The 12,720-nt window shown below is 35.3% G+C and carries 9 protein-coding genes; 6 read left to right on the top strand and 3 right to left on the bottom strand.

Going from position 1 to position 12,720, the window contains the following annotated elements; genetic code table 11:
- Window positions 1-5: 5 nt before the first annotated feature.
- The gene (locus J7574_RS12280) at window positions 6-2,441 is read right to left on the bottom strand and encodes a sensor histidine kinase (RefSeq protein WP_290968524.1); all 2,436 of its coding nucleotides are present in this window, start codon (window positions 2,439-2,441) and stop codon (window positions 6-8) included.
- 206 nt (window positions 2,442-2,647) lie between these two features.
- Here J7574_RS12280 and J7574_RS12275 point away from each other — a divergent pair, with 206 nt between their 5' ends.
- The gene (locus J7574_RS12275; protein WP_290968522.1) at window positions 2,648-4,621 is read left to right on the top strand and encodes a sigma 54-interacting response regulator; all 1,974 of its coding nucleotides are present in this window, start codon (window positions 2,648-2,650) and stop codon (window positions 4,619-4,621) included.
- 107 nt (window positions 4,622-4,728) lie between these two features.
- On the opposite strand, the gene J7574_RS12270 is transcribed toward J7574_RS12275, so the two are convergent.
- A complete protein-coding gene (locus J7574_RS12270) occupies window positions 4,729-5,517 on the bottom strand; it encodes an alpha/beta hydrolase (RefSeq protein ID WP_290968516.1) in 789 nt (262 codons plus the stop codon).
- A gap of 281 nt (window positions 5,518-5,798) precedes the next feature.
- Here J7574_RS12270 and J7574_RS12265 point away from each other — a divergent pair, with 281 nt between their 5' ends.
- Complete coding sequence (locus J7574_RS12265; RefSeq protein WP_290968514.1) at window positions 5,799-6,635, top strand: alpha/beta hydrolase; 837 nt, start codon at window positions 5,799-5,801, stop codon at window positions 6,633-6,635.
- A gap of 170 nt (window positions 6,636-6,805) precedes the next feature.
- Here J7574_RS12265 and J7574_RS12260 read toward each other — a convergent pair whose 3' ends face one another.
- Window positions 6,806-7,486, bottom strand: a complete 681-nt coding sequence (locus tag J7574_RS12260) for a metal-dependent hydrolase (protein WP_290968512.1) — start codon at window positions 7,484-7,486, stop codon at window positions 6,806-6,808.
- A gap of 409 nt (window positions 7,487-7,895) precedes the next feature.
- Between J7574_RS12260 and J7574_RS12255 the strand changes: the two genes are divergently transcribed.
- Genes J7574_RS12255 through J7574_RS12240 form a run of 4 tightly spaced genes read left to right on the top strand, consistent with a single transcriptional unit; the run spans window position 7,896 to window position 12,641 of the window.
- On the top strand, window positions 7,896-9,350 hold the full coding sequence (locus tag J7574_RS12255) for a TolC family protein (RefSeq protein WP_290968510.1): 1,455 nt from the start codon (window positions 7,896-7,898) through the stop codon (window positions 9,348-9,350).
- Entirely contained in the window at window positions 9,351-10,337 is a 987-nt protein-coding gene (locus tag J7574_RS12250; protein ID WP_290968508.1) for an efflux RND transporter periplasmic adaptor subunit, read from the top strand.
- Window positions 10,337-11,521 (top strand): ABC transporter permease, encoded by a 1,185-nt coding sequence (locus tag J7574_RS12245; RefSeq protein WP_290968506.1) that lies wholly within the window; start codon window positions 10,337-10,339, stop codon window positions 11,519-11,521. Before J7574_RS12250 ends, J7574_RS12245 begins: the two co-directional genes overlap by 1 nt.
- Window positions 11,490-12,641: an ABC transporter permease gene (locus tag J7574_RS12240; protein ID WP_290968504.1), complete on the top strand. Its 1,152-nt coding sequence runs from the start codon at window positions 11,490-11,492 to the stop codon at window positions 12,639-12,641. Before J7574_RS12245 ends, J7574_RS12240 begins: the two co-directional genes overlap by 32 nt.
- Window positions 12,642-12,720: the final 79 nt, after the last annotated feature.

The raw sequence follows: 12,720 nt of genomic DNA, 5'->3' as shown, positions 1-12,720 counted from the left end.
TCAAATTATCTTCTTTTTTCATTGATTGGAAATTCTTTAGAAAACTCAATTTTAAGAATTGTTCCGTTGTTATTTTCCATAGAAAATGTTGCATCCAAATCGTCACTAAGACCTCTTATCAGGCTCAGTCCAAACGAATTGATTTTTTTATTGCTAATGTTTGCATCAAAACCAATTCCGTTGTCTGCAATTATCAGTAGATATTTGTTTTCGGAAGTAGCTTGTAGGGTGATATAGATCATTCCAGTTCTGTTATCCGGAAAAGCATATTTTATGGCATTGGTAATCGATTCATTTAAAATAAGTCCAAGCGGAACGGCCTGTGCAACATCCAATTCCAGAGGATCAATTTTAAGTTCAAAACGGATGCGCTGTCCAAGAGAAAAAGATTCTCTTAAATATTCGACCAATTCTTTGATGTAATTTGGCATATTAATCGTCGAAATATTCTCTGAATTATACAATTTCTGATGAATAAGCGACATCGAATGAATGCGATGCTGGCTGTTTTTAATAGCCGACAATGCCATATCATTCTCCAAATAAGCCGATTGCGAATTCAAAAGACTAATTACGGTTTGAAGATTGTTTTTTACGCGATGGTGAATTTCTTTCAAAAGCCATTCCTTCTCATCCAGCAAATGCCTCAGATTGATGTTTTTCTGGTTGATTTCTTTCTCTTTCAGTTCTAATTCGGCATTAGTTCTCTGTTTCAGGCGGTATCGATTGTACAATAGAGCAAGAAAAAGAACCAATAAAACCAAACTCCAGATTGAAAGTGTATTTATTAATTTTGACTTTTTTAATGCTGTTTCCTTCAAATCGGTTTCTTTGCCTAATTGTTTGATTTTTTGTTCTTTATTCTTGGTTTCATATTGAATTTTAAGCTCTTCGATCTGTTTGTTTTTAGAATAATCTAAAAGAGAATCGCTCATTATTTTATACAATTTATGATGCACCAAAGCCGATTTAAAATCACCTCTTAGTGAATCTAATTTATACAAAGACATCTGAATCGCTTCTGAATTGTATGTTTTGTTGTGTTTTTTTGAAAGCGCATCGATTTTGTCAATATAAAATTTTGTTTTCTCAAGGTTTTTACGATTGGAATAAAACAAAGCAATAGACGAATAGGTATTGCAGACATCTCGATAAGTTAGGGGCGAATCTAAACCATCGGCAGCTTCTCCAGCTTTTATAAAATACTTTTCGGCTGTTCCATAATTTTTAATTCGCCAATAGCTATTCGCATAAGCATAATTCATCAGCATATTGTCAATGGCATTTGGTGGCGCATAATGGCTTGTTATGGAGTTCATGTATTCAATTGCTTCTTTATTTTTTCCTTTTAGAGATAAAGAGGCCGTCGCTGTTATAAAACTTTTGTACCAACTACCGCTGTTATACACGTTTTGTCCGTATTGAATACTTTTTTGGGCCATTTTTATAGCATCATCTGTATGTCCCATTTGTAGGTACGCAAATCCTAATCGCATATAAAAAATATCGGCAAAAGTGTAGTCTTTTGTAGCTTCCATGGTCTGTACACTTTTTAAAGCATAATAAAGAGCATCTTTAATATTGTATTGTACACCATGGATATAAGAAAGGGTCGTTTCGCCAAATTGCTGTTGTCTAAAACCAATTTTACGCATAGCCGCAATATTTTGGTAGAGTATTTTCTTGGCCTCATTTATTTTTCCGTGCCAGAAATAAATGGTGCATAATTTTGCTTTAGTTTCGATTACTTTTTCTTCAAAACCCAAAGCCTTATATAGTGTTTCGGCTTCTTTTAAAATTTTTTCTTTTTCAGGATCCAGATCGTATTGATAGGTCGCCTGATTGAGCAAAGCATCAGCAAGAGCGGTTTTATCATTTTGTTTTCGGCATTCGTTTACAACCTGCAAAAAGCATTTTTTACTTTCGGGATAATTGTTGATTTGGAAATAGAATTTTCCGAGAAGCATTAAACTCTCGTGTTGCCACTTTTGTATTTTTAGCTGATTGCTGATTTTTACCGCTTCATTGATATAAAAATTAGCATTTTTTAAGTCATCGGGTTTTGTAAAAGGCTGAAACAAATAAAAGATTCCCAATTGTAAAGCCAGTTTTATTTTATTGATGTCTTTTGATTTGATAAAAAGCCTTTTTGCAGCCTCAATATTTCCTTTTTCAATTAAATCACTTCCAATTAAATAAGAGCCGTCATTAAAACCTTCGTCATAAGCCAAAGAAACAGGAAGCTTATAGGCTTTGCACGTTAAAACTACAGAGCTGTCGGCATCAATAGCACCTTGATTGGAATTGTACAGATAAGCCGAACAAGTTTGTATTAATAAGCGTTTCTTTTTTAAGTCATAATTGGCCGTTGCAGGATGATTTTGCGCCTGCGTATTAATCGTAATAAAAAATAGCAAACAAAACGAGTAAAGTAGCTTCATGGTTTACTTAGAATTAAGTTTTGGTAGGTTTTAGAGTAACAAATATAATTAGAAACCTTTTTGGATGTCTTAGGAAATAACATGAAAATTAAGGTTAATTGTTGTTTTTATTTATCTAAATTTAGAAACGATTAATTTTAATTGTGATAATTAACTATTTTTGTGTCAATAAATTAAGTGCAAGATAAGATAAAAAATACTCACTTATGAAAAACTCTCCCGATAACAGATCTCAAGCTGTTTCTTCTGGTTTTAAAAAACGAATTTTAATTGTAGAAGATCAGTTTATTGAAGCCCATGATTTGCAGCTGATTCTTGAAAAAGCAAATTATGAGGTGACGGGAATAGCACGGTCGGTAGAGCAGGCTTTGGAACAAATTGAAGTTGAGAAGCCAGATTTGGTTTTCTTGGATATCATGCTCAAAGGAAACCGCAATGGCATTGAGTTGGCACATATTCTTAAAGAAAAATATATTGGTTTTATATTTATTTCTGCCAATTCAAGTAAAACAGTATTAGATCAGGCTAAAACCACTCAGCCTTACGGATTTATTGTAAAACCTTTTCGAGATCAAGATGTACTTACAACGCTCGAAATCGCATTTTACCGCCAGCAATATAGCTTAGAAAGCCAGTTATTGCAGCAGTTTCAGCTTCAAGCAGCAATTACCGAAATTATCAATTCCAATCTAAAGAAAGAAGATGCCTTATTGGCTTTTGCAAAAGCAGTACAAACTTTTATTCCTTTTGATTATTTAGAAGCGGGATTTGCTACGGCCACACACTACGATAATCTCGGAATTGTCCGTAGAAATTTAGATCAGTATCAAATCATCAATTTGCAAAAACTATCGCAGATTGCAGTTCTCTCTGAAAAGGAAATAAATGACACTTATAGAAAATCAAAAGTAGATAAAGAACCAATTATCTATAGCGAAGAAGCGCTGATAAACAATCTGCAAGAAGCGCCAATTAAAGCTTTGATTGCACATAATTTTGGCATAAAATCGTATCTGGTTTTTCCGCTTTCAATTGCCTCGATCCAGCACTATCATTTTACTTTTTACAGCCGTAATCTAAATGTTTATTCTCAAGAACACTTGCGAATTTTGAGTTCGCTAGAATCACTTTTGTGTCAGTTTGTTGCTAAAATCTATTCGAAAGAAGAAGTAAGTTCGCCTCCAAAGAAAACAGAAGTTAAAAACGGAAAGTCTGTAAATGCCAATGAAGGATTTGAAGGTATTATTGGCAAAAGTTCGCAAATGAATACTGTTTTTAATTACATCCGAAAAGTTTCGCCTTCAGACACTTCGGTTTTGGTTTTAGGCGAAAGCGGTACAGGGAAAGAAAAAATCGCGCAAAGTATTCATGCTTTGTCTCCAAGAAAAGACAAACCTCTGGTGATTATTAACTGTGGAGCAATTCCAGAAAATCTGGCAGAATCATTGCTTTTTGGTCATGAAAAAGGTGCCTTTACTGGTGCGCTGGACAGACGCCTTGGTAAATTTGAACTGGCAGACGGAGGAACCATTTTTTTAGACGAAATAGGAGAGATGTCTCTCGAATTGCAAGTGAAATTGCTTCGTGTTTTGCAGGAAAGAGAAATTGAGCGCGTAGGCGGCACTTCGCCCATAAAAATAGACGTTAGGATTATTGCGGCAACCAACAAAAATCTTGAAGAAGAAGTGGCCGCAGGACGATTTAGAATGGATTTGTACTATCGTCTGCATGTTTTCCCGATTATGGTTCCGCCATTAAAAAAGAGAAAAGAAGATATTCCAGATCTTGCCAATCATTTTATAGCTGTTTATAGCGAGAAAATGGCTAGAAAAGCACCTGTTCTTTCTGATTTTGCTTTGCAGCAGATTATGGATTACAATTGGCCTGGCAATATTAGAGAACTCGAACACGTGATGCAACGTGCTATTTTGCTGACTGATGGAAATACAATCAAGGAAATTGAACTTTCAATGTCTTCCAAAATGCATCCTGAACCAGTGCAAGATTCATTTTCAATCAAAACCATATTAGAAAACGAGCGAGATTATATTTTGTATATCCTTAAAAAATGCAACGGAAAAATCTCTGGAGCAGGTGGTGCGGCTGAAATTTTAGATATTCATCCGTCGACTTTAAATTCTAAGATTAAAAAGCTCGAAATAAAGAAAGGAATTATTTAAGCCGTTAGCGAAAAATTAAAAACATTGATATGTGCTTTTTAAATAAGTCGAAATCCTTTTTTAAGCTTATTGCAACTATGTTTCTATGTATTTTAACAAACTAGAAATTAAGAAATTTTCTTTAGCCAATTGGCGATAAAGTCAGCGATAGCTTGCCAATTTTCATCAGTTATACTCAAATGATTGAAATCTTGAAATTCTTTGTAACAAGTAATCGAATGCAGGTTTTTGTATTTTTTGAAGTTTAAATAGTTTAAAGAAGCAGGCACTAAAGCATCTTTTGAACCTGATACAAACAAAAGAGGATTATGTTTCTTTTTAAAATCGATTTTAGCTGATCTTGAAAAAATATCACGCATAATTGATTTTGATTCGGGAATCAATAAGGATTCATAAGCTTCTTTTTGTTCTTCAAATGATATTTGGTTTGCAAAATAGTGCTGCCATGCTTTAAAAGGCATTAAATAAGTCTTATTTGATGAACTAAAATGGTCTGAAAGATTCCAAACAGCTTTATAGAACGGAAAATTAAAATGCATGAGATTGCCAGGCGGAATAGAATTGAGGCAGATTCCGTGCGAGCCTAATTCTTTTTGCATTAATAATTGAGTTAGAAGTCCTCCGTAAGAATGACCAATTAAAATAGGTTTTTCGGGCAGTTTGTCAATAATTTCAGTATAGTACTCCAGCACATCAAATAAACGAATTGAAGCTATTTTAGATTTGGGATGCGTTTGCCTTAAATCGACAGCCAATTCGTTTTTGCACAGCCAAGGCGGCGCTACAGTTTTATAGCCTTCATCTTCAAAAAATACAATCCATTTTTTCCAACAGGAGTGACTGATGAACGCTCCACTAATAAACATAATCGTTTTTTTATTAGATAAATACATCATATCGCGGTAATTAGGTTTGTTTTAGTAAAAAGGTGCTATTTCATTTACAAAAGACAAAAGGAGTGCCTTTTTTGAAATGTCTTGATTATAAAAGCATTTTTCGAGAAGCCAATCGCAGAATTATTATATTTCGTTAAAAGGAAGATTTAATTCTTGAAATATCATAATTTTAAAGGTAGAGTTTGGTTCTAAGTGCTTTGTTATAAGGTTTCTGTGTTTTGGTTTAATCTTTGTCTGTGGCATAAAAAACAAATATTGATTACAATCTTTAACTTATAATTATGGAAAAAATTTATGACGCAGAAACCCGGTTTGCTGATCTTGGCGACCGCAAAATTGCTTATCGTTCTTATGGAAAAGGAAAAGCAGTGATTTTTGTAAACCGATTTAGAGGGACACTTGATACTTGGGATCCGTTGTTTGTGGCATCAATGGCAGAAAAGTTTAACGTGATCGTCTTTGATTATTCTGGAATTGGTTCTTCTACAGGAAGCCTTGCGCCAGATATTACTGTTGTGGCCAAAGATGTAAAGGATCTGGCAGATGCTTTAAAACTAGATTCAATTATTGTTCTGGGATGGTCTTACGGCGGTTTGGTGGCGCAGACGGCAACTTTATTGTATCCTAATCTCGTAACGCATGCCGTTTTGGTTGGAACAAACCCGCCAGGGGCAAATGAAATTCCAATCGAACAGGCATTTTTTGATGCAGCGCTAAAACCAGTAAACGATTTTGAGGATGAAATTGTTTTGTTTTTCGAACCAAAATCAGAATCAAGCCGACTGGCTGCAAAAGCTTCGCATGATCGAATCCATAAAAAAATCGACGTAGCCAAAGTCCCTTCAACTATGGATGTTTTTCAGCTGTATTTTGGCGGTGGAGATACTTTTAGAGAAGATGCTTTAAATTTTAGAGAACAGCTTAAAAAAACTAAAACTCCAATCTTGATTATTTCGGGAGATCATGATATAAGTTTTGCTGTAGATAACTGGTATCCTTTCATCAATCAAATGACAAATGCCCAAATGATTGTTTATGCCGCAACTGGCCACGGACCTCATCATCAATATCCAGAACTTACCGCACAATACATCATTAATTTTGCAGGATATATTTAAAATTAAATTGATTAGCAGAACTTGACGAAATGCAAAAAGGAATAGTTTAAACTACTATTCCTTTTTTTATGAAAAAAAATTATAAGGTGTTTTTTATGATCTTGTTTTATAAAATGATATTTCGCTAAAACGTACATTTTAGCGAAATATGACGAAGAAAAACGGCCAATTTAGATGTCAATTGTGCTGTTTATTTTAGGCAGAAATAATTCCAGAGAAGCCTTTTTAAAATCATCTAAAGCTTTTTGATGATCCATGACAATAAAACCAAAAGTGTCATAATGAACGCCCAATATTTTGTTTACACCAACTAGTTTTGAGGCTTCAATAGCTTCTTCAATTCCCATAGTAAGTCCGTCTCCAATAGGAAATACGGCAAAATCAAGTTTAGCAAATTTCAGAATGAGCTGCATGTCTAAAGTCAGTGCTGTATCGCCACTGTAATAGAAGTTTCCATCTGCCGTTTTTAGCACAAAACCACAAGCAATACCTCCGTAAGAACCATCCATAAAACTGCTCGGATGTTGGGCTACGACACATTTTACAGTACCGAAATCAAAATCGAATTTCCCGCCTGGATTGATGGGATGCGCGTTTTCGATTCTGTTTTTCAATAGCCAATTATAGATTTCAAAATTCCCGAGCACTTTTGCGCCTGTGTTTTTGGCAATTCGTTCTACATCCAAAATATGGTCGTAATGCGCATGCGAAATAAAAATGTAATCTGCTTTTATGGCATCAACATCAACCTCTTTGGCTAATTCGTTTGGCGTTATAAAAGGATCAAAAAGAAGGTGTTTTCCGTTGGTATAAACAGAAAAACACGAATGTCCGTAGTACGTAATTTTCATGGTAAATTGTTTTAAATCAGTTAATAATGTAGAATGTTTTCCAAGAAATATGCCAGCGGAATATAACAGTCTTAAAAAGCAGTTGAATAGAAATGCCAGTATACTTAAAATATAGCCAGCTTATTTTCTATAAATTTAGGAGGTACTTATTAAATAAAATCTTATCTTTAACTAGTTAGTATGTCAGTTTTTATGTGTTTTTAGCTGTTGTACTTTTTTAAGCTGTTTAGGTTAAGAACCCCATATTTTCTTAAACAGTATATTTTAAATCTAATTCGGCATTTCTAATAACTCCGGATTTTTTTTAATGGTAAGTTTTTATTTCATTTCTATTGTATCCTGCTGTTTTATTGAACGGCAAAAAGAAGTCGCTGGTTAAGTAATTTCAATTTTTAAGAATATTATATAGATGCACGTAAGACTAAATTTCCTAAAGCCTTTTATTCTGTTTTGCTTTTTACTTTCCTTTTGGAATATAAGAGCACAAACCACTTCTCTTGAAGAATGTTTTTCTATAGCGAAGCAAAATAATATTACTATAAAACAGGCTCAATCTGCTTTGTTAACAGGCGAATATAATCTTCAAGCCGAAAAGAAAGGCTATCTTCCTAAGGTAGATCTGTTGTCTAGCTATTCTTATTTGGGCAATCCGTTGACTATAAACCTGCAGACGGTGAAAGACGGAGTTGTGGAAGGATCGTCTCAGCAAAGTGTAAACACCGCCAACGAAATTTACCATGAAATTACAGGAGGCAATTTGTCTCAGGCAGCACAGGATCGCATTTATGAAACTTCCAAAAAAGTCATTAGCGGCATTTATCCAGATTATAATCCTAGTTTAAGTAAGCAGTCCTATTTTATTGCAGGAGTGGGAGTTCGTCAGCCAATTTTTCTGGGAAATAAAATAAACTCGAGCATCGATTTGGCTCAATCGGTTGCCAATTCTGCAGGAATTGGTGTCGAGCTTGCGGGCAAAGAAGTTGATTTTTTAATAGCAGTTCAATATATCAGGATACTATATCTCAACTCTTTGATTAAAAAGCAAGAACAAATTGTAAATGCTTTGGATAAAAATAAAAACTACGCCGAAGAATTGGTTAAAAACAAAATACTGCCTCCGTATCAGAAAAACTGGACCAATGTAGTCTTGATTCAGGCGCAAAGCCAGTATAACAACATTAAATTGGAAAAGCAAAATGCCCATCTGGAACTGAATAAGCTTATGGGAGTTGATCTTGACGCTCCAATAGTGATTTCAGACACTTTACGATACAGTGCCATAAATCTAGAGAAACCAATGAAAGAGTATTGGCTTTCTAATCCGGTTTACAGAATTGCAAACAATAAGATCACTTATGCCGAAACGGCTGAAAAGATCAGTAAATCAATGGCTTTGCCTAATATTTTTGCAATTGGAAATTACAATTTATACCAAAAGGATTTGCCCGTTTCTATACCTGATTGGTTTGTAGGCTTAGAATTGCAATGGACTTTGTATAACGGACAGACGAGTAAGAAAACTTTAGCCGCAAAACAGCTAATAGAAGAAGCTAAGTTAGGAGAGGAAAATTCAAGTTTAATGCTTCAGGTGCAATCAAGGGTTGCAAAAAATAAAATGACTTCTCTTCAAAACGATGTTGATGCCATGGATGCGGCTAGAAAAGAAGCCGCCACGACAAGCAGTTTGATTACCAAAAGGATGAACAATCAGCTGTCATCGCCAAAAGATGTAAATGATGCCTTGTTGATAGAAACAGAAATAGAGAAAGGATATTATACCGCTGTTTTGGGGTACTATCTGGCATTAGCGGAATATTTTAACAGTTTAGGAAATCCAAGTCAAATAACGCAATTTATTAAATAGATGAAAGAGATATTTAAAAACTACTGGGCGCTGATTATTCCAATCTTTGTTGTGCTGGCAGGATTGATTTTTTTCTTAAAAGACAATAAGGAAGAAGATAATTTTATCGGAATGGTGGACGCATCTAGTGTAGATGTGGCGGCTGAATTTCCTGGCAGGCTAGATTCGTTACTTGTCAAACAAGGCGATACAGTAAAAACGGGGCAATTATTGGCAGTGCTTCGATCTAACGAAATAAATGCGATTAAAGCTCAGGCATTATCGGCTATAGATGCAGCAAAAGGACAACAGGAACTTCTTACACAAGGAGCCAGACCCGAACTTATTGAAGCAACATCTAAACTATATCAAATAAGTCAGGAACAGTACAAGTTGTTTAGCACCACTTACGGAAGAATGGAAAGGCTCTATAACGAAGATGTTATTTCTGGACAAGAAAAGGATGTTTTTTATTTTAAACTCCAAGCCGCAAAAAAAGAAATGGAAACTGCTCAGTTAAACTTGCAGATGCTAAAGAACGGCACAAGACCCGAACTGCTAAAAACAGCAAATGCTATTGTAAAACAAGCAGAACAAGCCTATGAATTGACCAAAGCACTTGGAGATAACACAAAAGTATATGCTCCGGCAGAAGGAGTTATTTCAAGTTTGGTGACACATCAGGGCGAAATTGTTTCTATAGGTTATCCGATTATGACCATCGAAAAGAAAAATTCCACTATCATAAAATTCAACATCAGACAAGATAAATCAAATCTGCTTAAAGTAGGAAGCAAAGTTGCGGTTAAGGTTCCAGGCTGCGAGCCTGAAACGTTTGATGCCGTTGTACATACTATTGCGCCTACACTAGAATTTGCAAATTGGGTGCCATCAAAAGATAAAGGAGAATTTGAATTGAGAACTTTTACGATAGAATTGAAACCTGTTAGCCTTTCCAATATTAAAGGATTGCGTTCTGGCATGACAGCTTCTTTAATACTTCCTTAATGAATTTTATAAAGAACATAATGTTTAGGGAGTGGAAACGCATTCTGAGTTTAAAAGTATTTTACTTAGTAATGCTCATTGTGCCAATACTATTGTTTTTCTTCTACGCTTTTATTTATCAGAAGCAGGATGCCAAACATTTAGCATTTGCTATTTGGGATGAAGATCAAAGCGCTGTAACTCGTGAGCTGCTTTTTTTATTAGAACAAAAAGAAGCCTTGCAAATAACCAGAAGAGTCAGCAGTGAAGCCGAAGTAAAAAAACTGATACAGGAAGGTAAAATATTGGGCGCTATACATTTTCCTGCCAATCTGCAGAAGAATATCTATAGCAGACATCCCAGTACAGTGACTTTGTATACCAATGCGGCCGCACTTGTTCCTGCCAAATTGGTTTATAAGGCTGTTGCCGAGGTTGTTATTACAGGAAGTACAGGCGTAATTTTGCAGAAGCTTGTAAAAACAGGAATGAAACCAGATCAAGCAATGGCGATTGCCAACCCAATAAGTTTAAATACCTATCAGCTTTACAATCCAACTTATAATTATCAGGAGTATTTGGTTCCGGGTTTAATAACGGTGGGCATGCAGATGATTCTTATTATCAGTTCTATGCTGGCACTAAATTATGAATGGATTACGGGAACGATGCAGGAACTGTACGATACATCAAAAGGTTCTGTTTTGAAGGCCATTATGGGAAAAACAATGGCACATCTCACGATCAGCTGGATTAATTTTATCATTATTACAGGTATTATTTTTCCTTTTTTTGATATTGGTGTTCCAGCAGCCACGGGCAAGTTTTTTGTTATGTACACCATGCTTTCTTTAGCCTGTATTGGTATTGGCATGTTTATATCGGCTTTGTTTAAAGATGTGATGCTTTCAGGAGATGTGGCTCTTTTCTATACGTCGCCTGCATTTGTTTTTAGCGGTTTTACTTTTCCAAGATGGGCAATGCCTTGGTACGATCAGTATTATGCGCTGATTATGCCTTATACTTCGTTTTTGGATGGTTTTTTCAAGGTGTATTATATGAATTTGCCTCTAAAATATGCCAATGGAGATTTGGCTAAACTCCTATTATTTTGTGCCGTAATGTATCCGACAGCGGTGTTGTTGTTTAAACGTCAATTTAATTCGATTAAAAATGAAGAAGAAGCCGCAACAATCGCTGATTAAACTTTTTTTGAGGGAAGCTTCATTGGTTGTAAAAGATCATAGCTTGCTGCTTACGCTTCTTATAGCGCCTTTGCTGTATGCTTTTTTTTACGGAAGCATTTATATTAATAAAGAAGAATTTGATGTAAAACTAGCTGTTGTAGACGATGATAATTCTAGGTTGTCACGTTTGCTAATGCAAAATATCGACGATTCTCCGATAGTTGAACTCATTCATTTTTCTAATCTCGAGCAGGCAAAAGAGCAGATGTATCGAGGTAATTGCCAAGGCTATTTTTATATTCCAGAAGGAACAGAAACCAATTTGCTGAGTTTAAAACAAAGCAACGTGGTATTGGCAATCAATGCGGCAAGGTTTCTGCCATCGAGTGATCTTTTGATGAATGTGCAGCAAATATGTCTGACTATTGGAGCGGGAGTGAGGCTACAGTATTATCAGAAAAATGAAGGCATGAGCACTACTATTGCGATGGAAAATGTAATGCCTGTAAATTTTGATTATCGCCCTTTGTTTAATGAAAGATCAAGCTATGGAGCATTCTTATTGCCAGGATTATTAGCACTGATCTTGCAGCAGACTTTATTGATTGGCTTGTGCGAAAGTGTTGCAGGCGAACGGCAGCGCTCCCGCTTAGGCGAATGGTTGGGATCTAGCATTTCTAATGGCATTTGGGGCAAAGGATTGTTCTATCTGATTCTTTTCTCTTCGTATGGTTTTTTCTTTTTAAATGTAAATTACAGATTGCTCAATTTGCCAATCAGAGGCAGCGGATTCGAGTTGAGTGTATTGCTGCTTTTGTTTATCGTAACTTTAATTCCGATGGCTCAGTTTATCGGTTCGCTTTTTAAATCGCAGCTCGTTTGCCTTCAAATGATGGCTTTTTCAACCTATCCAATTTTCTTAATTACAGGATATAGTTGGCCCTTTGAATCGCTTCCGTTGCTATTGCAGTGGCTTTCTAATCTTTTGCCAACCACGCCTTTTATTGTTTTGTATACTTCAATTGTACAATCGGGCGCGAGTTTATGGGACAATCCTTCTGTTTTATTGCATCTTATGCTGCTTTTTGCTTTTTATAGTACAATCTGTTTTATTCGATTGAGATATTTGGCAAAGTAAGTTATGAGTTATGAGTTATGAGTTATGAATTATGAGTTATGAATTATGAATTATGAGTTATGAATTATGAATTATGAGT

It is taken from the genome of Flavobacterium sp. (assembly GCF_017744675.1).
Lineage (GTDB): Bacteria > Bacteroidota > Bacteroidia > Flavobacteriales > Flavobacteriaceae > Flavobacterium.
Note: the sequence above shows the minus strand (reverse complement) of the source record. Positions and strands in the feature narration are given on the sequence as shown.

Coding starts and splice junctions, on each gene's coding strand:
- J7574_RS12265 (WP_290968514.1), top strand. CDS start 5,799: ATGGAAAAAATTTATGACGCAGAAACCCGGTTTGCTGATCTTGGCGAC.
- J7574_RS12280 (WP_290968524.1), bottom strand. CDS start 2,441: ATGAAGCTACTTTACTCGTTTTGTTTGCTATTTTTTATTACGATTAAT.
- J7574_RS12250 (WP_290968508.1), top strand. CDS start 9,351: ATGAAAGAGATATTTAAAAACTACTGGGCGCTGATTATTCCAATCTTT.
- J7574_RS12260 (WP_290968512.1), bottom strand. CDS start 7,486: ATGAAAATTACGTACTACGGACATTCGTGTTTTTCTGTTTATACCAAC.
- J7574_RS12270 (WP_290968516.1), bottom strand. CDS start 5,517: ATGATGTATTTATCTAATAAAAAAACGATTATGTTTATTAGTGGAGCG.
- J7574_RS12255 (WP_290968510.1), top strand. CDS start 7,896: ATGCACGTAAGACTAAATTTCCTAAAGCCTTTTATTCTGTTTTGCTTT.
- J7574_RS12245 (WP_290968506.1), top strand. CDS start 10,337: ATGAATTTTATAAAGAACATAATGTTTAGGGAGTGGAAACGCATTCTG.
- J7574_RS12275 (WP_290968522.1), top strand. CDS start 2,648: ATGAAAAACTCTCCCGATAACAGATCTCAAGCTGTTTCTTCTGGTTTT.
- J7574_RS12240 (WP_290968504.1), top strand. CDS start 11,490: ATGAAGAAGAAGCCGCAACAATCGCTGATTAAACTTTTTTTGAGGGAA.